Annotated in this window: 24 protein-coding genes; 16 read left to right on the top strand and 8 right to left on the bottom strand. The window is 71.6% G+C overall.

The window, feature by feature from the left end:
* Positions 1-37: 37 nt before the first annotated feature.
* From CLV56_RS18330 to ettA, 5 genes are all read left to right on the top strand, one after another.
* Complete coding sequence (locus CLV56_RS18330) at positions 38-1,444, top strand: PrsW family intramembrane metalloprotease (protein WP_100415402.1); 1,407 nt, start codon at positions 38-40, stop codon at positions 1,442-1,444.
* A 124-nt stretch (positions 1,445-1,568) separates the two neighbouring features.
* Positions 1,569-3,290: a GTPase family protein gene (locus CLV56_RS18325; RefSeq protein WP_100415401.1), complete on the top strand. Its 1,722-nt coding sequence runs from the start codon at positions 1,569-1,571 to the stop codon at positions 3,288-3,290.
* Complete coding sequence (locus CLV56_RS18320) at positions 3,287-4,903, top strand: GTPase family protein (protein WP_039339516.1); 1,617 nt, start codon at positions 3,287-3,289, stop codon at positions 4,901-4,903. The genes CLV56_RS18325 and CLV56_RS18320 overlap by 4 nt, the downstream gene beginning before the upstream one ends.
* Before the next feature lie 165 nt (positions 4,904-5,068).
* Positions 5,069-5,545, top strand: a complete 477-nt coding sequence (locus CLV56_RS18315) for a single-stranded DNA-binding protein (RefSeq protein WP_100415399.1) — start codon at positions 5,069-5,071, stop codon at positions 5,543-5,545.
* Between the two features lie 12 nt (positions 5,546-5,557).
* Positions 5,558-7,240 carry an energy-dependent translational throttle protein EttA gene (gene ettA, locus CLV56_RS18310; protein ID WP_039339518.1) on the top strand — a complete coding sequence of 561 codons (1,683 nt, stop codon included), beginning with the start codon at positions 5,558-5,560 and terminating at the stop codon, positions 7,238-7,240.
* A 307-nt stretch (positions 7,241-7,547) separates the two neighbouring features.
* Here the strand turns inward: ettA and CLV56_RS18305 are convergent, their stop codons facing one another.
* Positions 7,548-8,039, bottom strand: a complete 492-nt coding sequence (locus tag CLV56_RS18305; protein ID WP_100415398.1) for a MarR family winged helix-turn-helix transcriptional regulator — start codon at positions 8,037-8,039, stop codon at positions 7,548-7,550.
* A gap of 96 nt (positions 8,040-8,135) precedes the next feature.
* On the opposite strand from CLV56_RS18305, the gene CLV56_RS18300 reads away from it, so the two are divergent.
* The gene (locus tag CLV56_RS18300) at positions 8,136-8,672 is read left to right on the top strand and encodes a YceI family protein (RefSeq protein WP_039339522.1); all 537 of its coding nucleotides are present in this window, start codon (positions 8,136-8,138) and stop codon (positions 8,670-8,672) included.
* A 9-nt stretch (positions 8,673-8,681) separates the two neighbouring features.
* Here CLV56_RS18300 and CLV56_RS18295 read toward each other — a convergent pair whose 3' ends face one another.
* Positions 8,682-9,263 (bottom strand): TetR/AcrR family transcriptional regulator, encoded by a 582-nt coding sequence (locus CLV56_RS18295; RefSeq protein WP_100415397.1) that lies wholly within the window; start codon positions 9,261-9,263, stop codon positions 8,682-8,684.
* 123 nt (positions 9,264-9,386) lie between these two features.
* On the opposite strand from CLV56_RS18295, the gene CLV56_RS18290 reads away from it, so the two are divergent.
* Genes CLV56_RS18290 through CLV56_RS18280 form a run of 3 tightly spaced genes read left to right on the top strand, consistent with a single transcriptional unit; the run spans position 9,387 to position 12,575 of the window.
* Positions 9,387-10,532: an acyl-CoA dehydrogenase family protein gene (locus CLV56_RS18290; RefSeq protein WP_039339527.1), complete on the top strand. Its 1,146-nt coding sequence runs from the start codon at positions 9,387-9,389 to the stop codon at positions 10,530-10,532.
* Positions 10,533-10,590: 58 nt separating this feature from the next.
* Entirely contained in the window at positions 10,591-11,814 is a 1,224-nt protein-coding gene (locus CLV56_RS18285; RefSeq protein WP_039339529.1) for an acetyl-CoA C-acetyltransferase, read from the top strand.
* A complete protein-coding gene (locus CLV56_RS18280) occupies positions 11,811-12,575 on the top strand; it encodes an SDR family oxidoreductase (RefSeq protein WP_039339531.1) in 765 nt (254 codons plus the stop codon). Before CLV56_RS18285 ends, CLV56_RS18280 begins: the two co-directional genes overlap by 4 nt.
* A 184-nt stretch (positions 12,576-12,759) precedes the next feature.
* Here CLV56_RS18280 and CLV56_RS18275 read toward each other — a convergent pair whose 3' ends face one another.
* Positions 12,760-13,785, bottom strand: coding sequence for a phosphotransferase family protein (locus CLV56_RS18275; protein ID WP_039339533.1), 1,026 nt, complete (start codon positions 13,783-13,785; stop codon positions 12,760-12,762).
* Between the two features lie 5 nt (positions 13,786-13,790).
* Positions 13,791-14,546: a 3-oxoacyl-ACP reductase FabG gene (fabG, locus tag CLV56_RS18270; protein WP_039339535.1), complete on the bottom strand. Its 756-nt coding sequence runs from the start codon at positions 14,544-14,546 to the stop codon at positions 13,791-13,793.
* 139 nt (positions 14,547-14,685) lie between these two features.
* Between fabG and CLV56_RS18265 the strand changes: the two genes are divergently transcribed.
* Complete coding sequence (locus CLV56_RS18265) at positions 14,686-15,486, top strand: acyl-CoA thioesterase (RefSeq protein ID WP_157805217.1); 801 nt, start codon at positions 14,686-14,688, stop codon at positions 15,484-15,486.
* 23 nt (positions 15,487-15,509) lie between these two features.
* Positions 15,510-15,908: a globin gene (locus CLV56_RS18260; protein ID WP_281254270.1), complete on the top strand. Its 399-nt coding sequence runs from the start codon at positions 15,510-15,512 to the stop codon at positions 15,906-15,908.
* 431 nt (positions 15,909-16,339) lie between these two features.
* Here the strand turns inward: CLV56_RS18260 and CLV56_RS18255 are convergent, their stop codons facing one another.
* Complete coding sequence (locus tag CLV56_RS18255; RefSeq protein ID WP_100415395.1) at positions 16,340-17,356, bottom strand: mechanosensitive ion channel family protein; 1,017 nt, start codon at positions 17,354-17,356, stop codon at positions 16,340-16,342.
* 76 nt (positions 17,357-17,432) lie between these two features.
* Positions 17,433-18,854 carry an amidase gene (locus CLV56_RS18250; RefSeq protein ID WP_100415394.1) on the bottom strand — a complete coding sequence of 474 codons (1,422 nt, stop codon included), beginning with the start codon at positions 18,852-18,854 and terminating at the stop codon, positions 17,433-17,435.
* Positions 18,855-18,928: 74 nt separating this feature from the next.
* Here CLV56_RS18250 and CLV56_RS18245 point away from each other — a divergent pair, with 74 nt between their 5' ends.
* The 4 genes from CLV56_RS18245 to CLV56_RS18230 all read left to right on the top strand — a co-directional run bounded on the left by CLV56_RS18245 (position 18,929) and on the right by CLV56_RS18230 (position 22,195).
* A complete protein-coding gene (locus CLV56_RS18245) occupies positions 18,929-19,249 on the top strand; it encodes a hypothetical protein (protein WP_039339539.1) in 321 nt (106 codons plus the stop codon).
* Between the two features lie 22 nt (positions 19,250-19,271).
* Positions 19,272-20,183 carry a tetratricopeptide repeat protein gene (locus CLV56_RS18240; RefSeq protein ID WP_039339541.1) on the top strand — a complete coding sequence of 304 codons (912 nt, stop codon included), beginning with the start codon at positions 19,272-19,274 and terminating at the stop codon, positions 20,181-20,183.
* A gap of 99 nt (positions 20,184-20,282) precedes the next feature.
* Complete coding sequence (locus CLV56_RS18235; protein WP_100415393.1) at positions 20,283-20,999, top strand: hypothetical protein; 717 nt, start codon at positions 20,283-20,285, stop codon at positions 20,997-20,999.
* On the top strand, positions 20,996-22,195 hold the full coding sequence (locus CLV56_RS18230) for a DUF8094 domain-containing protein (protein WP_039339545.1): 1,200 nt from the start codon (positions 20,996-20,998) through the stop codon (positions 22,193-22,195). The genes CLV56_RS18235 and CLV56_RS18230 overlap by 4 nt, the downstream gene beginning before the upstream one ends.
* Here the strand turns inward: CLV56_RS18230 and CLV56_RS21075 are convergent.
* Entirely contained in the window at positions 22,192-23,043 is an 852-nt protein-coding gene (locus CLV56_RS21075) for an NUDIX domain-containing protein (protein ID WP_211288192.1), read from the bottom strand. The two genes, CLV56_RS18230 and CLV56_RS21075, sit on opposite strands and share 4 nt — an antisense overlap.
* The gene (gene glgB, locus CLV56_RS18220; RefSeq protein WP_100415392.1) at positions 23,036-24,844 is read right to left on the bottom strand and encodes a 1,4-alpha-glucan branching protein GlgB; all 1,809 of its coding nucleotides are present in this window, start codon (positions 24,842-24,844) and stop codon (positions 23,036-23,038) included. Before glgB ends, CLV56_RS21075 begins: the two co-directional genes overlap by 8 nt.
* Positions 24,845-24,968: 124 nt before the next feature.
* Here glgB and CLV56_RS18215 point away from each other — a divergent pair, with 124 nt between their 5' ends.
* The gene (locus CLV56_RS18215) at positions 24,969-25,715 is read left to right on the top strand and encodes an ABC transporter ATP-binding protein (protein WP_039339547.1); all 747 of its coding nucleotides are present in this window, start codon (positions 24,969-24,971) and stop codon (positions 25,713-25,715) included.
* Positions 25,716-25,718 lie beyond the last annotated feature (3 nt).

Here is a 25,718-nt window from a genome sequence, read left to right as displayed (position 1 = left end):
CGGCGTGACGGTCTTGGCCGCTGGCTAGGGTGTCGGTGTGTCCGAACCGTGGCGTGCCGCACCGCCCCCGCAGCCGGCCGCGGCCGCCGCGGCGCCCGTCCTCCTGCCTGACCTGCCCGACCCGATGCGCCAGCGCGGCCACGTCGTGCTCGTCGCCCTGATGTTCGTGATGGCGGCGGTCGGCGTCGTCGGGGCCGGCTTCTTCGCGATCACCTCCGGCGACGCGCGGGGCAGCGGCCTGAGCCTCCTGTACGCGCTGCTGCCGCTGCCCGCGCTGCTCGCGTGCTTCTTCTGGCTCGACCGCTACGAGCCGGAGCCGTGGCACTACAAGCTCGCGGCGGTGGTGTGGGGTGGCGTCGGAGCGGTCTCGATCGCTCTGGCGGCGCAGCTGACGATCGACTGGCTGTGGAGCCCGAGCCTGCCCGTGATGGCGACGGTGGTGGCGCCGCTGACCGAGGAGCCGGCGAAGGCCCTCTTCCTGGTCCTCACGTTCGTACGGATGCGCCGCGTGATCGACGGGCTGGTCGACGGTCTCGTCTTCGCGGGCCTGGTCGGTCTGGGGTTCGCGTTCGTCGAGAACGTCGGCTACTACGCGGGCTCGTACGTCGGGATCGACGAGACCACGATCGACGGGCCGTTCGCGACGACGATGACGTTCGTGCTGCGCGGGATCATGAGCCCGTTCGCGCACCCGATGTTCACTGCGGCGTTCGGCATCGCCGTCGGGATCGCGGTCACCGTGCGCTCCAAGCCGCTCAAGGTCCTGCTCTGGGTCGGCGGGCTGGTCGGCAGCATCCTGCTCCACGGGCTGTGGAACGCCGGCGCGTCCTTCGACGAAGGCGCATGGTTCCTCGTCGTGTACGTGCTCGTCGGTGGGCTGCTCGCCGGGCTGATCGTCCTGGCGGTGCTGGCGCGGAGCCGGCAGGGGCGCTTCCTGGCGCGCGCGCTGACCGATCTGGCCCGGCGCGGCTGGATGGTCCCCGACGAGATCCCGTTCATCGCAGCCCCGGCGTACCGTCGCAAGGCCGTGACGTACGCGCGGGAGCGCGGCGGCGACGTCGCCTCGCGCGCGACCCGCCGCTACCAGCGCGACGCGGTCACGACCGCGTTCCTGCACGCGGGGATCCTGGAGGGGAGACCCAAGCCGCAGGCCCGGGTCCGGGTCGAGCAGCTGCTCGGCGTGATGCGCGCCCTTCGGCCGTACGTCGTGCTGCCGCCGCCGATGCGCTTCTCCGCCCAGCCGGTCGCGCCGGGCTACCCGCCGTACGCTCCGCCCGCGCCGCAGGCCGGGGCCTTGTATCCGACGGCAGGGGCACCTGGCCCGTACGGCGCACCGCCCGGAGCACCTCCTGTGCCGCCCGCGGCCTGGCCGCCGCCGACCGCGCCGCCGCCCACGCCGGTCCCGCCCCAGGCGGAGCCTCCGTCGCGCGGGGGGCCGTGGTGAGCCCCACCACGTCCGTCCTGCGTGAGCGGCTCGCCCGTGCGACGCTTCAGGAACGCTCCACTAAGGTTTGCCATGGGCGCCGAGGTGCCCGCACGCGCCCGTACACTGTCCAGCGGAGGTTCGAGTGTCGACGGACGGCTCTACCGCGACGTTGCTCGCCGCACTTCTGAAGCTGCGTGCCGAGCTGAGCGGTGCTGCCCTCGGACTCGAGATCCCGGGCGCGCAGGACGGTCGCGACGCCCGCCAGGCCCTCGTCACGCAGCTCGACGACTACGTCCTGCCGCGGCTCGTCCAGCAGGACGCGCCGCTGCTGGCCGTCGTCGGCGGCTCGACCGGAGCCGGCAAGTCGACCCTGGTCAACTCCCTGATCGGACGGGCGGTCACGGAGTCCGGCGTGCTGCGCCCGACGACCCGCTCCGCGGTGCTGGTCCACCATCCGGACGACGCGGAGTGGTTCCAGCCGGACCGGATCCTTCCCGACCTCGCCCGGACGGCGAGCCAGACCAACGACGCCCGCTCGTTGACGCTCGTCGCCGCGCACACGGTGCCCCGTGGGCTGGCGATCCTGGACGCGCCCGACGTCGACTCGGTCGAGGAGAGCAACCGTCGTCTGGCCGGCGAGCTGCTGGCGGCCGCGGACCTCTGGTTGTTCGTCACCTCCGCCGCCCGGTACGCCGACCAGGTGCCGTGGGACTACCTCCGTGAGGCCGCGGACCGCAGCGCCGCCGTCGCGATCGTGCTCGACCGCACGTCGACGGAGTCGATGGGGGAGGTGCGCGGCCACCTGGCCCGGATGCTCACGGCGCGCGGACTGAAGGACTCGCCGCTGTTCACCGTGCTCGAGTCCAGCGTCGACAGCGAGGGCCTGCTGCCGCCGAGCGCGGTCGCTCCCATCCTCAGCTGGCTGCACGACCTCGCGGGGGACCCCGAGGTGCGCGCTGCCGTGGTCGCGCAGACGCTCGACGGTGCCGTGCGCAAGATCGTCTTCGCCGCGTTCGACGTGGCCGACCTGGTCGCCGAGCAGGGCGCGGTGACCGCCAGCCTCGTCGAGGACGTGGACCGTGCCTACACCGGCGCCGAGGCGGCCTTCGACAAGTCCGTCTCCGACGGGACCCTGATGCACGGCGAGCTCGCGGCGCGATGGCGCGACTTCGTCGGCGGCGACATGGGTCGCGGCGTCGACGACCGGATGGGCCGGATCCGCGACCGCATCGTCGACAGCGTGCGCGGCCGCCGGACGCGGGTCGCGGAGGTCCAGCAGGCCCTGGCGACGAACGTCGAGCTGCTGCTCCTCGAGCAGGCCGAGGCCGGTGCCCACGCCGCGTACCAGGCGTGGGAGGAGAACCAAGCGGGCGCCGCGCTGCTGCGTGGCGGGGATCGTGAGCTGGAGCGGGCGACCCGGACCGTACGGGCGCGTGCGGAGCGTGTCTCGCAGGACTGGGTCGAGGCGTGCACCGAGATCGTCCGGTCGACCGGGAGCGAGCGCAAGACATCGGCGCGGTTCCTGGCGCTGGGCACCCACGGCGCCGCGATCACCCTGGCCGTGGCGGTGCTCAACGAGCTCGCGACCCGTGAGGACGCGCACCACAGCGGCGGCGCGGCCGCGCGCGACCTGCTCGCGGAGACCTTCGGGGACTCCTCCGAGCATCTCCTGCAGACCGCGAAGGAAGATCTCCTCAGGCGGGCGGGGACCGTCCTGGTCGGAGAACGTCAGCGTTTCTACGACGCGCTGTCTCGGACGGCGGCATCGCCCGACGCTGCCGCTAGTATCCGGTCGGCGGCGCGGTCCGCAGAGGACGCCCGCCACCGCGACCTGATCCCCGACGACTGGGACAACCTGACGTGAACTCCACACCTCCCGCGCCGCTCTTCAGCTCGACCGGCGGCGACCTTGCTGCACGCGTCGACGGGCTCGCCCGAGCGACCGAGGCCGCGACCGGACGCATCGACGACGCGGTCGTCGCCGAGGCCGGCACGGTCGTGGGACGCGCCCGCGACCGGCTGCGGCTCTCCAGCGACCACACCGTGGTCGCGCTCGCGGGTGCGACCGGGTCGGGCAAATCGTCGCTGTTCAACGCGATCACTGGCGTCGAGCTGTCCGCCGTGGGCGTGCGCCGGCCGACCACCTCGTGGGCGATGGCGGTCGCATGGGGCGGCGGCCAGGCCCGCGACCTGCTCGAGTGGATGGGCATCCCGGAGCGCCAGCAGATGTCGCTCGGCAGCCAGCTCGGCGTCGTGCCGGACGAGGTGAACCTCGAGGGGCTCGTGCTGCTCGACCTCCCCGACCACGACTCGACCGAGGTCTCCCACCACCTGGAGGTGGACCGCCTCGTGCAGTACGCCGACGTGCTGGTGTGGGTGCTGGACCCGCAGAAGTACGCGGACGCGGCCGTGCACGAGCGCTACCTGCGGCCGCTCGCCCGGCACGCGGACGTGACGATGATCGTCCTGAACCAGATCGACAAGATCCCCACCGAGAAGTGGGACAGCACGTTGCAGGACGTACGGCGCCTGCTCGCAGAGGACGGCCTCCCGAACGTCGGGGTGTTCGCGGTGTCCGCGGCCCGTGGCGACGGCGTCGACGACCTCAAGCGCGCCCTGGTCCGGAAGATCCGCGACAAGCAGGCTGCGGGCACCCGCATCGGCGCCGACGTGGACCACGCGGCGCGGGCGCTGCAGCAGGCCAGCGGTGACGCCCCGGCGATCGGCCTGACCGACTCCGACCGCGACCAGTTCGTCGGAGCGCTGGTCGACGCCGCCGGGATCGACGCCGTGGCCGACGAGATGGAGAAGTCGCTGGTCTCGAAGGCGGTCTCGAAGACGACCTGGCCTCCGCTGCGGATGTTCGGCCGGTCCCGGACGAGCCCGCCGGCGGCCGTCTCGGCGCTCTCCGACGACGAGGCTCCGGTGCGGCTCCAGCGGTCGGCGACCGATGTGGCGGTCCGTGCCGTGGTCGACCGGGCGTCGGTCGGGCTGAGCTCGCCGTGGTTCCAGGCGCTGCGCCGGCGGGTCGTGTCCCCGAACGCCGACCTGGCCGACGAGCTGGAGAAGCGGATCGCGGCCGACGGTCCTTCCCTCGGCCGCCCGCCGATGTGGTGGGGCCTGTTCAACGTCATCCAGTGGTTGGCGCTGATCGCCACGGTCGGCGGTGCGCTCTGGCTGCTCGCGGTCGCGGGCGCCGAGATCACCGGTGATGCCGACATGCCGACGGTTGCGGGGATCGGCGTGCCGGTCCTGCTCGCCGTCGGGGGGTTGGTGGTCGGGCTCGTGCTGGCGCTGGTCGCGACCGTCGCTGCGAAGTCGTCGGCGTCCCGACGCGCACACGGTCTCGCCGACGCGATGCACGAGGTCGTGGCCGACGTGGCCCAGGAGCGCGTGCTCGACCCGATCGACGCCGAGCTCGGCGCGTACGAGCAGGCGCGCGTGGGACTCGCGACCGCGCTCGGACACCGCGCCTGACGGTCCACGTGGCTCGTACGGGCGGTGCTGGGTCCTGACCCTGCGTCCGTCGTCGGTCCGATCTGCGTCCACAAGGTCGTCGCTGTCCCCAGACCGGTCGCCGCGGCTCCCGCTGTCGCCGTCGGCAGACGATGCTCGTGTCGTCCCCGACGACAGGAGCGAACGATGAGCGACAACACCATGACCGTCTACGGCCACGTCGGCACCGAGGTCGACTTCCGCGAGAGCAACGCGTTCTGCTGGGCGATGTTCCGGGTGGGCTCCACCCCCCGGTACTTCGACCGCAAGCAGGGCATCTGGCGCGACCTGGAGACGGTCTGGATCACCGTCAAGGCGACCCGCACCCTCGCGGAGAACGTGAAGGCGTCGCTGACGGTCGGCGAGCCGGTCGTCGTGATCGGCCGGATCCGCACCCACACCTGGCAGGACCCGACGACGCGGGAGACGCAGCGCCGCGACGTCCTCGAGGCGACCGCCGTCTGCCACGACCTGAACCGCGGCACGACCACGTTCCGGCGCAACGAGCAGCCGGCGGCCACCGAGGCCACCGCCAGCGAGGGCGAGGTCGTCCGCGCGTTCGAGGCGAGCCAGGGCGAGCAGGCCCCGACCACCGGTGAGTCCCGGCAACCCGTGAGCGCCTAGTCTTGACTCATCATGGCTGACTACGTGTTCACGCTGCGCAACGTCCGCAAGTCCCTCGGCGACAAGGTCGTCCTCGACGACGTCACGCTCTCGTTCCTGCACGGCGCCAAGATCGGCGTCGTGGGCCCCAACGGCACCGGCAAGTCGACCCTGCTGAAGCTGATGGCCGGGATGGAGCAGCCCAGCAACGGCGACGCCTACAAGGACCCCGAGGCGAGCGTCGGCATCCTGCTGCAGGAGCCGCCGCTGACCGAGGGCACGACCGTCCTGGCGAACGTCGAGGAGGCCGTCACCGAGATCAAGGGCAAGCTCGACCGGTTCAACCAGATCAGCGAGGAGCTGGCCGACCCCGACGCCGACTACGATTCGCTGCTGGCGGAGATGGGCAACCTCCAGGCCGACCTCGACCACGCGAGCGCGTGGGATCTCGACTCGCGGCTCGAGCAGGCGATGGACGCGCTGCGCTGCCCGCCGCCGGACACGATCGTCGATCACCTCTCCGGCGGAGAGCGTCGTCGCGTCGCGCTGTGCAAGCTCCTGCTGCAGCAGCCCGATCTCCTGCTGCTCGACGAGCCGACGAACCACCTGGACGCCGAGAGCGTGCTGTGGCTCGAGCAGCACCTCGCCTCGTACCCCGGTGCCGTGCTGGCCGTGACGCACGACCGCTACTTCCTGGACAACGTCGCCCAGTGGATCCTCGAGCTGGACCGCGGCAAGACCCACCCGTACGAGGGCAACTACTCGACGTACCTCGACACCAAGAAGCAGCGCCTGGTCGTCGAGGGCAAGAAGGACGCGAAGCGTCAGAAGATCCTCGAGCGCGAGCTCGAGTGGGTCCGCTCGAACCCGAAGGCCCGCCAGGCCAAGAACAAGGCGCGTCTCGCGCGCTACGAGGAGCTGGCGGCGGAGGCGGAGCGCGGACGGGCGATCGATCTCGCCGAGATCAACATCCCGCCGGGCCCGCGTCTCGGCGACGTCGTGCTGGACACCAGCAAGCTCACCAAGGGTTTCGACGACCGGACGCTGATCGACGGACTGTCGTTCTCGCTTCCCCGGGCCGGCATCGTCGGCATCGTCGGCCCGAACGGTGTCGGCAAGACCACACTGTTCAAGATGATCGTGGGGGAGGAGGAGCCGGACGCCGGTGCCCTCACGGTCGGGTCGACGGTCAAGATCTCCTACGTCGACCAGAGCCGCGGCGGGATCGACCCGCAGAAGAACGTGTGGGAGGTCGTCTCCGACGGTCTCGACCACATCAAGGTCGCGAACTTCGAGATGCCCAGCCGGGCGTACGTCGCGTCGTTCGGGTTCAAGGGTCCCGACCAGCAGAAGCGCGCCGGCGTCCTGTCGGGCGGCGAGCGCAACCGCCTGAACCTCGCGCTCACCCTCAAGATGGGCGGCAACCTGCTGCTCCTCGACGAGCCGACCAACGACCTGGACGTCGAGACGCTCCAGTCGCTCGAGGACGCGCTGCTGGAGTTCCCGGGGTGCGCCGTCGTGGTCTCCCACGACCGGTGGTTCCTCGACCGGGTCGCGACCCACATCCTCGCGTGGGAGGGCGATGCCGACGAGCCCGCGAACTGGTTCTGGTTCGAGGGCAACTTCGCCGACTACGAAGCGAACAAGATCGAGCGCCTCGGCCCGGAGGCGGCGCGTCCGCACAGCGTCACGCACCGCCGCCTGACCCGCGACTGACACCGCTGCACGCGACGCGCCCCGACCAGCACGCTGGCCGGGGCGCGTGCGCGTTGTCCGCCGTGCCGCTGGTCGAGGCGCGAGCGGAGCGAGCGATCGAGACCGCTCGAGTTGCCGTTCCGCCGGTCGAGGCGCGAGCGGAGCGAGCGATCGAGACCACTCGGGCTGCGGTCCCGCCGGTCGAGGCGCGAGCGGAGCGAGCGATCGAGACCCGTCGGTCCACCTGGCTACGGAGACCCGCACCTGGCAGGGGAAACCTCCCTCGCCAGGTGACGGTTTCCGTAGCCGGCTACGGAAACCGTCAGCGTCACATCCGGTGGCCGCCGAGCGCGGTGACCACGCGCTCGAACACGCGGCCGATCACCTCGAACTCCTCGTCGGTCGCGTTGTCGAGCAGGTACTCCCGGACGCCGGTCACGTGGGTGTGGGCGGCGTCGCGGAGCTTGTCCATGCCCGCCTCGGTGAGGTGCGCGTTGACGCCCCGCCCGTCCGACAGGCACGACGCCCGCTCGACCAGCCCCGCCTTCTCCATCCGTGCGATCGTGTGGGTGACGCGGGAGCGGCTGTGGGCGACGCTCGACGCGATCACGGCCATCCGCAGGGTCTGGTCCTCGGCCTCGGAGAGCCGCACGAGGATCTCGTACTCGGGCATCGAGATGTCGTGCTCGCGCCGCAGGTCGCGGTCGAGCTGGTCGAAGAAGACGGTCGCACCGCCGAGGAACGACCGCCACAGCACCTGCTGCTCGGTCGTGAGCCAGCGGGTCATCGTCTGCGGGGGAGGGGTCGTGCTCGTCGTCATGTGACCCAGTGTACTCCCGGTTTAGTTGACACCTCAACAACATCTGCTACAGTGAGACGGGTTGGTTGAAACTGCAATCAGTTAGGAGGCGTCGCGATGGCTGACATCACCGTAGGCACCTGGAACTTCGATCCCACGCACACCGAGATCGGGTTCACCGTCCGTCACATCATGAGCAAGGTCCGGGGCACGTTCGAGAAGTTCGAGGCCCAGATCGTCACCCAGCCCGACATCACCACGTCGACTGCGACCGCCACGATCGACCTCTCGTCGGTCAACACCGGCACGGCCGATCGCGATGCGCACCTGCGGTCGAGCGACTTCTTCTCGGTCGAGTCGCACCCGTCGATGACGTTCACCTCGACGAGCGTGCTGCAGAAGTCCGACACCGCGTTCGTGCTCGTCGGCGACCTGACGATCAAGGACGTCACGAAGCCGGTCGAGCTCGCGGTCGAGTTCCTCGGTGAGGGCAAGGATCCGTGGGGCGGCACGCGCGTCGGCGTCGAGGCCACCACGTCGATCAGCCGCAAGGACTTCGGGATCGACTTCAACATCCCGCTCGAGGGCGACAAGGTCATGATCGGCGACAAGATCAGCATCCTGATCACCGGCGAGGCCGTCCTCGCCCAGTGACCAGCAGGGTCAGGCGTCGCTGACGCCGACCGCCCGCAGCGCGAGCTGCGCGTAGAGGTCCGCGATCCCCTCCGGGGTTCGCGGACCTTCTGCTTGGTACCACCGGACCAGGTCGATCGCCATGGAGATCAGCGCGAGCGCAGTCCCGCGTACGTCCTCGACGTCGAAGACGCCCTTGTCGACGCCGGCGCCGATCGCGTCACGGTAGACCTGCTCGATGTCGCGCCGGTAGCCGGCGACCTCGCGGCGGTGCTCCGGGGTGAGCGCGGCGATCTCGTACTGCACCACCCGCGCCTTCTGCTGGTGGACCGCGTGCCAGCGGGTGAACTCATACTGCATCAGCCGCAGGCGCTCGACGGGGTCCTCCGACGAGGCGTACACCTCGCGAACCATGGCGAGCGTGTCAGCGTGGCCGAACGAGCTCACCTCGTAGAGCAGCTGCTCCTTCGACGCGTGGTGGACGTACAGGGCGGCCGGGCTCATCCCCGCGCGGGTCGAGATGTCCCGCGTCGTCGTCGCATGGAACCCGCGCTCGGCGAACGCCTCGATCGCAGCCTCGATCAGCCGCTGACGACTGGTGGGTTCTGACATGGCCGGCTCCTGGGGTGACGATGCTGGTGCACGCACGGCCGTCCCTGTGGGACCCCCGTCACGGCTAAGCGCGCGCTTAGTACACTCTAGGGGATCGAGACCACACCGCACGGAGGCACTCCCATGAAGCGAGCCATCTACGACTCCGACCACGAGGCGTTCCGTGCGTCGGTCGCCGAGTTCGTCGAGCGCAACGTCCTTCCGAACGTCGACCAGTACGTCGACGACAAGGGCCTCCCGCGAGACTACTGGCTCGAGGCGGGCAAGCAGGGCCTGTTGGGCCTCGAGATCCCCGAGCAGCTCGGTGGCGCCGGAGCCGAGGACTTCCGGTTCAACGCGGTCCTCGCCGAGGAGCTGTCGAAGGTGAACGCCGCGCTGCCGTCGTGCACCGGCATCCACTCCGACATCGTCGCGCCCTACCTCGTCGAGCTGACGACCGACGAGCAGAAGGAGCGCTGGCTGCCGCGGTTCTGCACCGGCGAGCTGCTGACCGCGATCGCGATGACCGAGCCGTCGGGCGGGTCCGATCTCGCCGCGCTCAAGACCACCGCCGTACGGGACGGTGACTCCTGGGTGATCAACGGCTCCAAGACCTTCATCACCAACGGGTGGTCCGCCGACCTGGTCGTCGTCGCGGCCCGCACCAGCCCGGAGAAGGGCGCGAAGGGCATCACGCTGTTCGCGGTCGAGACCGGGATGGACGGGTTCACCCGGGGCCGCAAGCTCGACAAGGTCGGCCAGACCGAGTCGGACACCGCCGAGCTGTTCTTCGCCGACGTCCGGGTCGGCGACGAGCAGGTCATCGGTGAGGTCGACCGCGGGTTCATCGCCATGATGGAGCGGCTCCCGCAGGAGCGTCTGTCCTGCGCGGTCTCGAACGTCGCGCACGCCAAGCAGATCCTGCTGGAGACGATCGACTACGCGAAGGAGCGCAACGCCTTCGGCCAGCCCATCGGCGCGTTCCAGCACAACAAGTTCCTGCTCGCCGAGCTCGTCACGCGGATCGAGTCGGTCGAGGCCTACGTGGACGCTGCCGTCCTCGCGCACACGAAGCGCGAGCTCACCGCGATCGACGCGGCGAAGGTCAAGTGGCTGTCCTCGCAGGTGCAGAACGAGGTGCTCGACCACTGCGTGCAGCTGCACGGGGGGTACGGGTTCATGAACGAGTACCGCGTGGCGCGCGCCTGGCGCGACGCCCGCGTCACCAAGATCTGGGCGGGGTCGAACGAGATCATGAAGGAGCTCATCGGCCGCGACCTCGGGCTCTGACCGGTCGGTCGGACCCACCCTCTCGGGGAACCGAATCAACGACGAGAAGGACTCTGACATGACTGAAGCCGTCATCGTCTCCACCGCACGGTCGCCGATCGGGCGTGCGTTCAAGGGCTCGCTGAAGGACATGCGTCCCGACGACCTGACCGTGCAGATGGTCCGCGCCGCGCTCGACAAGGTCCCGGAGCTGGATCCGCGTGACATCAACGACCTGATCCTCGGCTGCGGCCTGCCCGGCGGCGAGCAGGGGATGAACATGGGTCGCGTGGTCTCCGTGCTCCTCGGGTACGACTTCCTCCCCGGGACCACGGTCACGCGCTACTGCTCCTCGAGCCTCCAGACGACCCGGATGGCGTTCCACGCCATCAAGGCCGGCGAGGGCGACGCGTACATCTCGGCCGGAGTCGAGACCGTCAGCCGCTTCGCGAAGGGCAACAGCGACGCGATCCCCGGCCAGGAGATCACGAACCCGGTGTTCGACGACGCGGTGACCCGTACGGACAAGCTCGCGCAGGGAGGCCAGACCTGGACCGACCCGCGCGAGGACGACCAGCTCCCCGACGTCTACATCGCGATGGGCCAGACCGCGGAGAACGTCCAGCAGGTCATCGGCATGAGCCGCGAGGAGCAGGACCGCTTCGCCGTGCGCAGCCAGAACCTCGCCGTGCAGCGGATCGAGGAGGGCTTCTGGGACCGCGAGATCGTCCCGGTGACCCTGCCCGACGGCACCCAGGTCACGGCCGACGACGGCCCGCGGCCCGGCACCACGTACGAGAAGGTCTCGCAGCTCAAGCCGGTCTTCCGTCCCGACGGCACCGTGACCGCCGGCAACGCGTGCCCGCTCAACGACGGCGCCGCAGCGCTCGTGATCATGAGCGACACGAAGGCGAAGGAGCTCGGCCTGACGCCGCTCGCGCGGATCGTGTCCACCGGCGTGACCGGCCTGTCGCCGGAGATCATGGGTCTCGGCCCGGTCCAGGCGATCCCGCAGGCGCTGAAGAACGCCGGCATGAGCCTGGGTGACATCGATCTGTTCGAGATCAACGAGGCGTTCGCGGTCCAGTCGCTCGGCTCCGCCCAGCAGCTCGGCATCGACGAGGACAAGCTGAACGTCAACGGCGGCTCGATCGCGCTCGGCCACCCGTTCGGCATGACGGGTGCCCGGATCACCTCGACGCTGATCAACGGTCTGCAGTGGCACGACAAGCAGTTCGGCGTCGAGTCGATGTGCGTCGGCGGCGGCATGGGCATGGCGATGGTGCTGGAGCGGCTCTCGTGAGCGCCGGCACGAGGCGGTTCGACGGCCGTACGGCGATCGTCACCGGCGCGAGCCGCGGGATCGGCCTCGGCATCGCCGAGCGGCTCGTCGAGGAGGGCGCCCGGGTCTGCATCACGGCGCGCAACGACGAGGCGCTCCAGGAGGCCGTGGTCCACCTCGGCGGGCCCGAGGTCGCGATCGGCGTGGCCGGGAAGGCCGACGACGAGAGCCACCAGGACGAGGTGATCGCGAAGACGATCGAGGCCTTCGGGTCCGTCGACCACCTGGTCAACAACACCGGGATCAACCCGGTCTACGGGCGCATGATCGACATCGACCTCGCCGCGGCGGCCAAGATCTTCCAGGTCAACGTGCTCAGCGCGCTGGCGTGGACGCAGAAGGTCTACGGCGCGTGGATGGAGGCGAAGGGCGGCTCCGTGGTCAACGTCGCCTCCGTGGCCGGGATCAAGCCCGCGCCGGGGATCGGCTTCTACGGCGCCAGCAAGGCGATGCTGATCCACGTCACCGAGGAGCTCGCGGTCGAGCTCGGCCCGAACATCCGGGTGAACTCGGTCGCGCCCGCGGTCGTGAAGACCAAGTTCGCCACGGCCCTGTACGAGGGCAAGGAGGACGAGGTGTCGGCTGCGTACCCGCTGAAGCGGCTCGGTGTGCCGGACGACATCGGCTCGGCGGTGGCGTTCCTGCTGTCCGACGACGCCGCCTGGCTGACCGGACGCAACCTGGTGATCGACGGCGGACTGACGCTGACCGGCGGAGTCTGACCCGGTCCTCGCCGGCTGGCAGCACGGCAACGGCTGGCTACGCAGACCCGCACCTGGCTGGGGAAACTTCCCTCGCCAGGTGCGGGTCTTCGTGGCTGGCTACGGAGACCGCCAGGCCGTCAGGACCTCGGCTACGGAGACTGCCAGGCCGTCAGGACCTCGGCTACGGAGACTGCCAGGGTCCTCAGGACTTCGCGGCTGCGAGGCCGGCGGCGATCAGCGGCTCGGTGGACTCGCCGATCCGGTCGAACCCGGCGCCCACGGTCTGGCCCTGGGTGAACCGGTAGTGGATCCCCTCGGTGATGATCGCGAGCTTGAAATAGCCGAGCGCGAGGTGGAACCCGATCGAGGACACGTCGCGCCCGCTGCGGGCGGTGTAGCGAGCGAGCACCTCGTCGACGCTCGGGTAGCCCGGCGCGGCGGTGGCGGTCGCGACGACGTTGTTGCTGTCGTTGCGACCCATCTCCTGGTACACGATCGTCAGCGCGACGTCCGACAGCGGGTCGCCCAGCGTCGCCATCTCCCAGTCGAGCACCGCGGTGATCCGGTCGCCGTCCTCGACGTCCACGAGCGCGTTGTCGAGCCGGAAGTCGCCGTGCACGATCGAGGCGTCGGAGGATGCCGGCACGTTCGCGCCGAGGTAGTCACGCAGCTCCTCGTACCCGGCGAGCTCGCGGCTCTTCGAGGCCTCGGCCTGCTTCGTCCAGCGTCGGACCTGGCGCTCCAGGTAGCCGTCGGGTCGTCCGAACTCCTCGAGCCCGACGGACGCAGGGTCGACCGCGTGCAGGTCGGCGAGGGTGTCGACGAGCCGTCCGGCGATGTCCGCGGTCCGCTCCGGACCCAACGGCGCGAGCTCGTCGGCCCGTCGGATCGCGAGACCCTTCTCCTTGCTCATCACGTAGAACTCGGCGCCGATCACGTCGGCGTCGGTGCAGTGGACGTACGCCTTCGGCACGGGGACCGCGGTCGGGGCCAGCGCGTTGATCACCGTGAACTCACGGCCCATGTCGTGCGCGGTCGCGAGCACGTGGCCGAGCGGCGGGCGCCGTACCACCAGCGAGGTCGTGCCGTCCGTGACGTCGTAGGTGAGGTTCGACCGCCCACCGGCGATCACCGAACCGGACAGCGGGCCCGAGACCAGGCCGGGCGCCACCTCGTCGAGGTAGGCGCCCAGCCGGTCGAGATCGAGCCCGGGAAGCTCCTCGGGCATTCGCGTCAGTCCTTCGGTCCGCCGGCAACGTAGATGACCTGGCCCGAGACGAAGCCGGACTCCTCGCTGGTCAGGAACGAGGCGGTCGCCGCGATGTCCTCGGGCTGCCCGACGCGGGCGACCGGGATCTGCTGCGCGGAGAACGTCTTGAAGTCCTCGTAGTCCACGCCGAGCCGCTTGGCGGTGTCGGCGGTCATCTCGGTCTCGATGAAGCCCGGGGCGATCGCGTTGGCGGTGACGCCGAACTTGCCGAGCTCGATCGCGAGGGTCTTCGTGAAGCCCTGCATGCCGGCCTTGGCGGCTGAGTAGTTGACCTGGCCGCGGTTGCCCAGCGCCGAGGTGGAGGACAGGTTGACGATCCGTCCGAACTTCGCCTCGACCATGTGCTGCTGGGCCGCACGGGCCATCAGGAACGCGCCGCGCAGGTGGACGCCCATCACCGAGTCCCACTCGGCGACGCTCATCTTGAACAGCAGGTTGTCGCGGGTGATGCCGGCGTTGTTGATCAGGATCGTCGGTCCGCCGAGCTCGGCAGCGACGCGCTCGACGGCTGCGGCGACGGCAGCCTCGTCGGAGACGTCGGCTCCGACGGCGATCGCCTTGCCACCCTCGGCGGTGATCGCGTCGACGGTGCCCTGGCAGGCCGACTCGTCGAGATCGACGACGGCGACGGCGTGTCCGTCGGCCGCGAGACGCTTGGCGACGGCGGCGCCGATGCCGCGGGCGGCGCCGGTCACGATGGCGGTGCGCTGCTGGCTCACAGGTACTCCTCGGTGGGACGGGTCTGGTGCTCGCACTAAGCGGTTGCTTAGCAACGTACCCCATCGCGCGTGAAGCGAGACACACAGGGGACGGGGGTCACCCTGCCACCTCGACCTCCACCGTGCCACCATCGCTGTCGTGGACCACCGCTACGCCTGCCCGTTGCGCTGGGGCGACATGGACGCCCTCGCGCACGTCAACAACGTGACGTACGCCGACTACCTGCGGGAGGCGCGGCACGCGATGGAGCGCGACGGCGTCCTCGACCCGGGAGCCGGCACGGTGAAGGTCCTCGAGCTCGAGTACCGCGCACCCCTGGTCTTCCGCAGCACGCCGGTCACAGTCGAGTCGACGGTGACGGCGGGGGGAGCGGCGGGCGAGACGGTGGTCGAGCAGTCGATCCTCGACCGCGCCGACGACGGAGCGGTGACCGAGTACGTCCGGGCCAGGACCGAGCTCGGTCCGTCGCCGTCCCCGGTGGTGGCGGACGAGCGGCTGCGGTTCAGGGTGCCCGTCGCCCTGCGGATCGCCGACCTCGGTGCGGAAGGCGCCGCAGACGAGGTCGCGATGCTCGACCTCCTCCAGGAGGGGCGGGTCCAGATGCTGTTCGGGCTGAGCGGGAAGGAGTCCGGCCACCGCGTGGTCGCGCGGAGCACCTTGTGGATGTACGGCGCTCCGCGCTACCGCGCCACCCCGTACGAGGTGAGGTCGGGCGTGGGCAGGATCGGACGGTCGAGCTTCGAGCTGGTGAGCCAGCTCGTGTCGTCCGAGCACGAGGGAGCGCCGGTCGTGCTGGGCCGGACCAGCGTCGTCCTGGTCGGGTTCGACCGCGCGACCCAGCGGTCCCGCCCGTACACCGAGCGCGAGCGTGCCCTGCTCGAACCGCACCGGATCGACCTCGTCGACGACGCGCCGACGGACACCCCGACGCATCCTTGATCGCGGCCGCGACAATGGGGGGCGTGACTCAGCGCAGCGACGAGCAGACGTTCTACGAGGCGATCGGCGGACGCGAGACGATGGCCGCGATCGTCGACGCCTTCTACGAGGGAGTCGCGACCGACCCGGTGCTGCGTCCGATGTACCCGGAGGAGGACCTCGCCGGTGCGCGCGAGCGCCTGACGCTGTTCCTGACGCAGTACTGGGGCGGCCCGACGACCTACTCCGAGACCCGCGGTCACCCGCGCCTGCGGATGCGGCACGCGCCGTTCCTGGTCACGCCGACCGCGGCCGAGCACTGGTTGCGCCACTTCCGGGCCGCGCTGGACACCGTCGCCCTGGACCCGGAGCACGACCGCGAGTTCTGGGCCTACGTCACCCACGCGGCGCAGTTCCTGCTGAACGCGCACGACCCCGAGTAGCGGCGGCGGCGCGACGTACGGGTCGGCCCGCGGCACTTCGTACGGGTCGGCCCGCGTCTGGCGGTGCACGTGCCTGCGTTCGGACCGCGGGCGCGCTACGGGAACGGAGGTGCCTGCGTTCGAGCCGCGGGTTGGTGCCTGCGCAGGCATCACGGTTCGACCGCGTACGCGATCCGCGCACGTGCCTGCGTACGAGCCGGGAGCGGGTAGCGAACGCAGGCATCTCGGTCTCCCGCTCCAGCCGGGACCGGCCGCGGAAGCCGTACGCGCGTCGGACGTGCCGGCGTTCGGACCGCAGGCGCGCCACCTGGCTACGGAGACCCGCACCTGGCTGGGAAAACCATCAGGGGCCCAGTGCGGAATCCCGTAGCCGGCTACGGAGACCGCCAGGCGAGACAGGCCACCCCGCCGACTGGCAGACCCGACCGCCGCTACAGCGCGTCGTCCGGCGTGGCCTGGTCGGCGATCGCGGCGTTGCGGGCGTCGTCGCCGTCCACGCCGTCGCGGGGCGGCTGGCCGTACGCGACCGCGTGGGCGTACGGGACGTCGATGCCGAGCCGCTCGAACTCGTTGAGCACCCGCTCCCGCAGCTCGCGGATCACGGCCCACTGCTCCAGCGGCGCGGTCTTGATCGCCGTGCGCACCATGATCCCCTCGGCGCTGATGGCGTTGACGCCCCAGACCTCCGGAGGCTCGAGGATCTTCGTGCGCCACTCCTCGTCCTCACGCATCCGCTCGGCGACCGCGATGAGGGTGTCGCGGACCTCGTCGATGTCCTCGCCGTAGGCGACCGGGATGTCCATCACGGCACGGGCCCAGTTCTGCGACATGTTGCCGACTCGCGTGATCTCGCCGTTGCGGACGTACCAGACCGTGCCGTCCACGTCGCGGATCCGGGTGATCCGCATGCTCACGGCTTCGACGGTGCCGTCGGCAGGCCCGAGGTCGACCCAGTCGCCGACGCCGTACTGGTCCTCGAAGACCATGAAGATGCCCGACACGAAGTCCTTGACCAGGCTCTGGGCGCCGAAGCCCAGCGCCAGACCCACGATGCCGGCCGAGGCGAGCAGCGGACCGATGTTGTAGCCGAGCTGCGCGATGATCATGAGCACGACGATCGAGGCGATCACGGCGGTGCTGATGCTCTTCAGCAGCGAAGCCAGGCTCTCGGCGCGCAGCGCCCGGCGCTGGTTGATCGGCGCCGCACGGCCGAGAGCCCCGGGCATCGCGGTGGTGCCGGCGCGGCGCGCGACCTTGTCGATCACGCGGTTGAGCAGCCAGCGGGCGAAGATCCCGATCAGGATCAGGATCAGGATCGACAGCGGCTTGGCCAGGAAGATGTTGCTCATCTCGGCCAGCGTGTCGTTGCCGGTCCACTTGTGGACCAGCCGACACGTCGTGTTGTCCGGGTCGGTCCAGCACTCGTTGTCGAAGGGCAGCGCGGTCATCACCGTCCCGACGGTAGCGACCGTGCCTCGGCTGTTCCAGCGGCTCACCGCTCCCGGCAGCGCACCGGGTCGCTGATCAGCGGGGGAGCGGCCCGACCGGGTCCGGGGGTGCCGGACGGTCCCACGGCACCTCCGCGTGCGTGCACGCGGCCTCGACCTCCGCCGCGAGCGCAAGCAGCAGCGCGTCCTCGCCCGGGGCCGTGGCCAGCATCGTCCCGACCGGCAACCCGTCGGAGGTCCACGCCGTCGGCAACGAGACCGCCGCGCTGCCTGTGACGTTCCACACGGAGGTGTACGGGGTGAACGCCTTCTGCGCCGCGAAGTCCGCAGCCGGGTCGTCGTCGTCGCGGATGGAGCCGACCGCCGCCGGGAGCTGCCCGAGCGTCGGGGTCAGGATGACGTCGAGGTGGGCGTACGCGTCCAGGGTGCGGCGCTCGGCCTCGCGCATGGCGCGCAGCGCCTCCAGGTGCTCGACGCCGCTCGCGGCTCGCCCGAGCTCGCGCTCCCACCGGGTGAGCGGGCGCAGCAGGTGCTCGGACTCGGGGGGTACGGGGGCGCTCGCCGCCCCGACGAACCACGCCGTCTCGAACGCCGCGACGGTGTCCGGCCCGAACGGCGGCTCGACGTCGACCACGGTGTGCCCGAGTCCGGACAGCAGCCGGGTCGCCTCCTCGTACGCCGCGAGCACCGTGTCGTCGACCGGGGCGTCGCTGATCACCGGGGTCGCGAAGCGGCCGATCCGCAGGCGCGGCGGGCGCGTCCCGGCGGCGTCCAGGAACGTACGGCCGGTGCCGGCGAGCACGTCGAGCAGCGCCGCCGCGTCGGCGACGGTCAGCGCGAGCGGGCCGTGGACCCCGAGCCCGACCGGGTCGACCTCGTCCGGGCGCACCCGGATCAGCCCGCGCGACGGCTTGTGGCCGACGAGCCCGCACGACGAGGCCGGGATCCGGATCGAGCCGCCTCCGTCCGAGCCGGCCGCCACCGGGAGCAGACCCGAGGCGACTGCCGCGGCGGCCCCGCCGGACGACCCGCCGGCGCCGCGGGTCAGGTCGTACGGTGTGCGCGCCGGCGGCGCGACGTCGGGCTCGGTGTAGCAGGGGAGTCCGAGCTCCGGCGTGCTCGTCTTGCCCAGCACCGGCATCCCCGCGTCGCGCACCCGCTCGGCGATCGTGGCGTCGACGTCCGGCACGAAGTCGGCGAACGCGGCCGACCCGAAGGTCGTCCGGACGCCCCCGGTCGGCGTCAGGTCCTTGAGCGCGGTCGGCACGGCGTACAGCGGAGGCAGGTCGGCGGCGGGCGCGGCCAGCGCGTCTCGGGCGGCCCGGGCGGCGGCGAGGGCAGGCTCGGCGGTGACGGTGACGAAGGCGCCGACGGTCTCGTCTAGCACCGCGATGCGCTCGAGACGTCGCTCCACCTCCTCGACGGGGTCGGCCGCGCCGGTCCGGAACGCGGCGGCGAGCGCCAGAGCGCCGTGGGCTTCGGGGGGAGTCGAGGCCATGGCCCGAGTGTAGGGCGGGTTCGCCGGTCAATCCGGCGACGAGGTGACCGCACCGCGCGGCTAGACTGACGCCCATGCTGAGCCGCAGCCGCACCGCAGTCCGTACTTTCGCCGCGAGCCTCGCCGTCGCCGCACCGCTCGGTGCGGTCGCGCTGGCCGGTCCGGCGGCCGCCGACACCCCGTCGGGCTGGGAGGACGGCACGCCGATGTCGACCCTGGACGTGCTGCTGATCTTCGTCGGCATCCCGGTCGCGCTCGCGCTGGTCCTCACGCTGTTCGGCTACGTCCTCGCACGACGGACCAAGCCGAGCTACGAGCAGTACGTCGCCGGGGGTCCGCAGGGCCCGCCGCTGGAGGCCTCGGCGTCGCGGGCCGAGCTGGCCGGCGGTCACTGAGCCGCACCGCAGGAGGCATCCGATGAGCTTCTCCCGTCCTGGCGCCGTCGATCTCTCGGCGCTGAAGAACGCCGCCACGTCGAAGCCGCCGTCGTCTGCCGGCGCCGCGCCCGCAGGCGCGACCTGGGTCGTCGACGTCACCGAGCAGAACTTCCAGCAGATCCTCACCGAGTCGGCGAGCCACGTCGTCGTGCTGTCGCTGTGGACGTCGCGGGCCGAGCAGAGCGCCAGCTTCAACGCGCTGCTGGGTCGCGTCGCGGACTCCTACGGCGGGCGGCTGCAGCTTGCGCAGATCGACGTCGACACCAACCCTCAGATCGCGCAGATGCTCGGCGCCCAGGGCGTCCCGTTCGTGCTCGGGGTCGTCAAGGGCCAGCCGGTGCCGCTGTTCCAGGGCACGGCGGACGAGCCCGAGGTCCGCCAGTACTTCGACGAGCTGCTCCGCGTCGCCGAGGCCAACGGCGTGACCGGCACCGCCGCCCCGTCCGGGGGCGCGGCTCCCGTCGAGGAGGAGCCGGCGGACGACCCGCGGTTCGCGGCTGCCGACGACGCTTACGCCGAAGGGGACTTCGCCACGGCCGTCGCCGAGTACGAGAAGCTGGTCGCCGCGAACCCGGCCGACTCCGAGGCTGCCGAGCGGCTCGCGGGCGCGAAGCTGTTGCAGCGCACCTCCGGCGTGGACCTCAACGACGCGCGTGCTGCTGCCGCCGACGATCCCGCCGACGTGGACGCGCAGCTGCTGGTCGCCGACCTCGACGTCGCGGGCGGTCACGTCGACGACGCCTTCGGCCGCCTGATTGACCTGGTCCGCGCGACGGCGGGCGACGAGCGCGAGCGGGTCCGTGCCCGTCTCGTGGAGCTCTTCACCGTGGTCGGCACGGATGATCCGCGGGTCGGTCAGGCGCGACGCGCCCTCGCCTCCGCGCTGTTCTGAGCGACGCAGTCCGGGCCGACGCGTACGCCCGGTCTGCGCATACACGTCCGGATGGTGTCGCCCCCCGGGTCCCCACCGGCCGGTCTGCATACTGGAGCCATGCGTCGGGTCGGGGGTGTGACACTCGTCGGACTCGGCGTCCTGCTCGTGCTCGTCGCGACGTCGGTCGCGGTGGCGCTCGGCCCCGACGACCAGGTCCGCACGGGTCCGCACGCCATCGAGGTGAGCGACCGCGCGATCGCGACCGCCCCGGGGGTTCTCGCGTACGCCGGACCGCAGGTGAGCGTGGTCGCGGACCTGGGTGACGAGCGGCCGGTCTTCATCGGGCTCGCGCACCCCGTCGACGTCGACGACTACCTCGGCGGGACCGCGCACGAGGAGGTGGCGACGTTCGCGCTCCCGTGGGAGGTGAGCACGGACGACGTCGACGGCGACCCGTACCTCCCCGCCGCTCCGACCGCGCTCGACTGGTGGTGGGCGGACGCCGCCGGCGTCGGCAAGGCCGAGCTGCGGTTCGACCTTCCGTCGGACTCCGCGTCGCTGGCGGTGCTGGCGCTCGGTGACGGTGACCTCGAGGGTCTGCGGATCAGCGCCGCGTACGAGTGGCCGGGCGGCTTCGGGATCGCGGTCGGGTCCGCTGCGGCCGGGATCGGTCTCGTCGGGATCGGGCTGGCGCTGCTGCGGGTCCGGCCGTTCGTCCGGCGTCGCCGGGCCGATCCCGCCGCGCTGGCCGACGACGAGTGGGAGGTGCCGTGGCCGGAGACCGACCCGGCCGACACCGACACGCTCGACGACTTCCTCGAGGAGGTGCGATGACGGCCGGCCTCCGTTCCCGCCCCGTACGGCTCGGAGCGCTCGCCCTGGCGGTCGGGGTGCTCGCGGCCGCGCTCGCGGGCTGCGGTGTGGTCCCGGTCCGCAAGGACGCTCCCGCGGGCAAGATCGCCGCCGCACCGGACGACGTCGACAGCATCTCGGGGACGTACGAGGAGGCGCGCGAGTTCGGGATGGCCGCGCTCGACGCTGAGACGCTCGCGCTCGTCGAGGGCGGTTCGATGCTGGCGATCGACACCGGCGCGATCCAGGTCGCCCGGCTCCTCAACGGCGTCACCGCCACCGGGAGCGGTACGTCCACGTGGGAGACCGAGGAGCAGTACACGCCGCGCCTGGACGCGTACCCGCTGTGGTTCGTCACGATCGCCGCCGACGACGAGCGGTCGCGGCGACAGCTGCGGGTGTTCTCGCGCCCGTCGGCGGTCGCGCCCTGGCGGCTGGTCGCCGGGCCGGAGACGTTCGGCTCGACCGCGCTCCCCGAGCCGGCCGTCACCGACGGCGCCCTGGACGTGCTCGATGCCGACGACGGCGCGGGGCTCGCCGCGTCGCCCCAGGAGGCTCTGGACGACTACGCGGCTGCGCTGGACGCCGACGCCGCCCCGGGCGAGGCCGCCACCGACTCGTTCGTGCAGCAGATGCGTCGCCAGGAGGCTGCGTTGCTGGCCGAGCATCCCGGGCTCGGGCTCGAGCGCTCCTGGGCGGTGCAGCCCGACCTGTACGCCTTCCGCACCCGCGAGGGCGGGGCACTCGTGGTCGGCACCCTGCTCCGCCAGGACGCGTACACCCTCAGGCAGGGGGCCGTGGTCCGCTGGCCGGACGACTCCGAGCAGCGCGCACACCTCGGTGACCCCATGGGCGGGCCCGGTGTCCTGCGCTACTACCACGAGGTGCTGATGTACGTCCCGCCGCAGGGTGACAGCGGGACGCCGCGCGTGATCGGGCAGTACGGCGGGGTGGTCGGCCGCGCGGACGGCGACGGGCAGGCGGCGCTGGTCCCGCCCGCGCCGACCGAGACCGCGCCCGGCGAGACCCCGCCTGCCCCTGGGGAGACGGCACCGGCGCCCGGCGAGACGGCACCCGCCCCTGGGGAGACGGCACCTGCGCCCGGCGAGACGGCACCCGCGCCCGCGCCCGGCGAGACCGAGGCCCCTCTCCTGCCTGGCGCGACGCCGGACTCCTAGCCCGCGTCGCCGGCGAACGGCGTGCCGGCCTCGCGGTACGGTGCGTCGGGATCGGCGTCGAGACCGTCGAGCAGCCGGATCGTCGCGGCGGTCCCGTGCTCACGGACGTCATCGGCCGTACACCAGTGCACCGCGGCGATCTCGGTCGGCTGGAGCGTCATCGCCTCGTCGTCGGAGAACGGCTCGACCTCGAACACGAACAGCACCGCGTCGTCCCACGCGCTCCACGGCGGCAGGTAGTTCACGGTCACCAGGCGGCGGACCCGCGCGGTGACACCGAGCTCCTCGCGCAGCTCGCGGACGATGGCCCCGGCCGGCGACTCCGACGGGTCGACGACGCCGCCCGGCAGATCCCACTCCCGCTTGTACGTGAGCTCGCACAGCAGCACCCGGCCCGACTCGTCGCGCACGAGCGCCTGCGCGATCGCGCGCTTGCGGGGGAGCGCCGCGTTGAGCATCGCGACGAATCCCTCGCGGCTGCCGGGCTGCGGGTCGTCCGACAGCCGCGACACGAGCTCCTCGTCGCTGCGGTGGGCGTGCCGGACGACGCCGTCGCGCCGCAGTCCCGCCCGGGCTGCGGCGCGCCGGTCCGCCACGGCGTCGAGCGACACCAGTGCCTGCACCCGGGTCACCCCGAAGTCCTCGAACGCCCGGGCGACCGCCATCGCGATGGCCGTCGACCGCTCCGGCTCCTCGGTCGGGCCGAGGTCCCACGAGACCGTCGCGGTGTGGTCGTCGAACGACGAGACCGTCACCGTCCCGAGCATGGCGCCGGGCGGCCCGAGCCCGTCGTGGTCCACCACGGCGTACGTGCCGTCGCCGGCGTCCTGCAGGTCGAGGTCAGGCACCGGCGATCTCCCACCACGTCACCGACAGCGCCGGCAGCCGGAGCACCGCGGAGCACGGCTGCCCGTGCAGCGGCTCGTCGTCGGTCGTGACCGTGTCGCCGCGCTGCGTGGCGCCCCACCCGCCGTACTCGGCCTGGTCGGTGCTGAGCACGCACTGCCACGTGCCCGCCGCCGGAACACCCAGGCGGTAGGCGTCCCAGGTCACGCCCGACATGTTGACCGCGACCACGACCGTACGGCCGCCGCCGCGCCGCGCGAAGGTCAGCACGTTGCTGTCGGTGTCGTCGGCCTCGATCCAGGCGAAGCCGGACGGGTCGTGGTCGTCGGCCCACAGCGCCGGGTTCTGGGTGTACGCGGCGTTGAGGTCGGCGACCAGGCGCTGCATCCCGGCGTGGCCGGGGTGGTCGAGCAGGTGCCAGTCCAGCGACCGCTCCTGGGACCACTCGCGGTCCTGGGCGATCTCGCCGCCCATGAACAGGAGCTGCTTGCCGGGGTGCGACCACTGGTAGCCCAGCAGCGTGCGCAGGTGCGCGAGACGGTCGTCGCCCTCGCCCGGCATCTTGCCGAGCAGCGAGCCCTTGCCGTGGACGACCTCGTCGTGCGAGAGCGGCAGGATGAAGTTCTCGGCGTGGTGGTACATCATCGCGAACGTCAGCCGGTGGTGGTCGTGCGACCGGAAGACCGGGTCGACCGCCACGTAGCCGAGCGTGTCGTGCATCCATCCGAGGTTCCACTTGAAGCCGAAGCCGAGCCCGTCGTGCTCCGCGCCGCGGGTGACGCCGTCGAACGCGGTCGACTCCTCGGCGATCATCGAGATGCCGGGGAAACGGCCGTAGCAGGCGCGGTTCAGCTCCTGGAAGAAGGAGACGGCCTCGAGGTCGATGTTGCCGCCGTGGATGTTCGGGACCCAGCCGCCGGGTCCGCGGGAGTAGTCGAGGTAGAGCATCGAGGCGACCGCGTCGACCCGCAGGCCGTCGATGTGGAACTCCTCGAGCCAGTAGAACGCGTTCGCGAGCAGGAACTCGCGGACCTCGCCCTTGGTGAGGTCGAAGGTGTACGTGCCCCAGTCCGGGTGCTCCCCGCGGCGCGGGTCCGGGTGCTCGTACAGCGGGGTGCCGTCGAAGCGTGCCAGCGCCCACTCGTCGCGCGGGAAGTGCGCCGGCACCCAGTCGAGGATCACGCCGATGCCCTCGGCGTGGAACGCGTCGACGAGCGCACGGAAGTCGTCCGGGGAGCCGTACCGTGACGTCGGCGCGTAGTAGCCGGTCACCTGGTAGCCCCACGAGCCGCCGAACGGGTGCTCCATCACCGGCATCAGCTCGACGTGCGTGAAGCCCTGCCGGGCCACGTAGTCGACCAGCTCGGTCGCCAGGTCGCGGTAGCTTCGGCCCTCGAGCCACGAGCCGAGGTGCACCTCGTACGTGCTCATCGGCTCGGCCCACGGCTGCGCCTGAGCGCGTCGTCGCATCCACGCCTGGTCGGTCCAGTCGTACGCGGAGGTGAACACCCGCGACGCCGTCGACGGGGGCACCTCGGCCCACGCGGCGAACGGGTCGGCCTTCTCGCGCCACACACCGTCCGCACCCTCGACCGCGTACTTGTAGAGCGCGCCGTCACCGATGCCCGGCACGTGCAGCCGCCAGACGCCGTCGTCGCCGCGTGCGGCGTCCACGCCGTCGCCCGACCACCCGGAGTGGTCGCCGACCACCTGGACGCGGCGGGCGTTGGGGGCCCACACCGCGAAGTCGACACCGTCCGGGCTCGCATGAGCACCGAGGTCGCGCCAGAGGTCTCGCGTCATGCTGCCGAGTCTTTCACGGATCACGGCTGCGCCCACACCGCCGAGATCCCGGTCCCGTCAACATCCCGGCGAGCAGCCCGACGCGCCGCTAGGGTGACCGGTACGCGACCCTCGGAGGCCCCGGATGACCGACGGAACGGCCGTGATCACGGCAGCCGCGCGTGCCGTGGATGCACGCAAGACCTACGGGACCGGAGAGGCCGCGGTGCATGCGCTCGCCGGCGTCACGGTCGACTTCCCCCAGCACGCGTACACCGCGATCATGGGCCCGTCCGGCTCCGGCAAGAGCACACTGATGCAGTGCGTCGCCGGCCTGGACCGGCTCACCTCCGGGTCGGCGTACATCGGGGAGACGGACATCTCGACGCTGTCGAAGACGGAGCTGACGCTGCTGCGGCGCGACCGGCTCGGCTTCATCTTCCAGCAGTACAACCTGATCCCGTCGCTGACCGCCCGTGAGAACATCCTGCTCCCGCTGACCCTGGCCGGCGAGAAGCCCGACGAGGCCTGGCTCGACGAGGTCGTCGGCACGGTCGGGATGGCCGACCGGCTGGGCAACCTCCCCAGCCAGCTGTCGGGCGGCCAGCAGCAGCGGGTCGCGGTCGCGCGGGCGCTCGTGCCGCGCCCGGACATCGTCTTCGCCGACGAGCCGACCGGCGCGCTCGACTCCCGCACGGGCATCGAGATCCTCACGTTCATGCGGCGGGCCGTCGACGAGACGGGCCAGACGATCGTGATGGTGACCCACGACCCGCACGCCGCGTCGTACGCCGACCAGGTGCTGTTCCTCGCCGACGGGCAGATCGTCGACCGGATGGCGAATCCGACTGCCGACCGCGTGCTGGACCGGATGAAGCGCTTCGAGGGCTGATCG

Origin of the sequence: Mumia flava (assembly GCF_002797495.1) — a bacterium.
GTDB classification, from domain to species: Bacteria; Actinomycetota; Actinomycetes; order Propionibacteriales; family Nocardioidaceae; genus Mumia; species Mumia flava.
The sequence above is the reverse complement of the archived record's forward strand: the minus strand, read 5'-3'. Positions and strand labels throughout refer to the sequence as shown.

Bases quoted from the DNA above. Each gene is read 5' to 3' on its own strand.
- glgB (WP_100415392.1), bottom strand. From the start codon at position 24,844: ATGACGCGAGACCTCTGGCGCGACCTCGGTGCTCATGCGAGCCCGGAC.
- CLV56_RS18250 (WP_100415394.1), bottom strand. From the start codon at position 18,854: ATGGCCTCGACTCCCCCCGAAGCCCACGGCGCTCTGGCGCTCGCCGCC.
- ettA (WP_039339518.1), top strand. From the start codon at position 5,558: ATGGCTGACTACGTGTTCACGCTGCGCAACGTCCGCAAGTCCCTCGGC.
- CLV56_RS18285 (WP_039339529.1), top strand. From the start codon at position 10,591: ATGACTGAAGCCGTCATCGTCTCCACCGCACGGTCGCCGATCGGGCGT.
- CLV56_RS18240 (WP_039339541.1), top strand. From the start codon at position 19,272: ATGAGCTTCTCCCGTCCTGGCGCCGTCGATCTCTCGGCGCTGAAGAAC.
- CLV56_RS18305 (WP_100415398.1), bottom strand. From the start codon at position 8,039: ATGACGACGAGCACGACCCCTCCCCCGCAGACGATGACCCGCTGGCTC.
- CLV56_RS18230 (WP_039339545.1), top strand. From the start codon at position 20,996: ATGACGGCCGGCCTCCGTTCCCGCCCCGTACGGCTCGGAGCGCTCGCC.
- CLV56_RS18300 (WP_039339522.1), top strand. From the start codon at position 8,136: ATGGCTGACATCACCGTAGGCACCTGGAACTTCGATCCCACGCACACC.
- CLV56_RS18245 (WP_039339539.1), top strand. From the start codon at position 18,929: ATGCTGAGCCGCAGCCGCACCGCAGTCCGTACTTTCGCCGCGAGCCTC.
- CLV56_RS18235 (WP_100415393.1), top strand. From the start codon at position 20,283: ATGCGTCGGGTCGGGGGTGTGACACTCGTCGGACTCGGCGTCCTGCTC.
- CLV56_RS18290 (WP_039339527.1), top strand. From the start codon at position 9,387: ATGAAGCGAGCCATCTACGACTCCGACCACGAGGCGTTCCGTGCGTCG.
- CLV56_RS18275 (WP_039339533.1), bottom strand. From the start codon at position 13,785: ATGCCCGAGGAGCTTCCCGGGCTCGATCTCGACCGGCTGGGCGCCTAC.
- CLV56_RS18295 (WP_100415397.1), bottom strand. From the start codon at position 9,263: ATGTCAGAACCCACCAGTCGTCAGCGGCTGATCGAGGCTGCGATCGAG.
- CLV56_RS18255 (WP_100415395.1), bottom strand. From the start codon at position 17,356: ATGACCGCGCTGCCCTTCGACAACGAGTGCTGGACCGACCCGGACAAC.
- CLV56_RS18315 (WP_100415399.1), top strand. From the start codon at position 5,069: ATGAGCGACAACACCATGACCGTCTACGGCCACGTCGGCACCGAGGTC.
- CLV56_RS18215 (WP_039339547.1), top strand. From the start codon at position 24,969: ATGACCGACGGAACGGCCGTGATCACGGCAGCCGCGCGTGCCGTGGAT.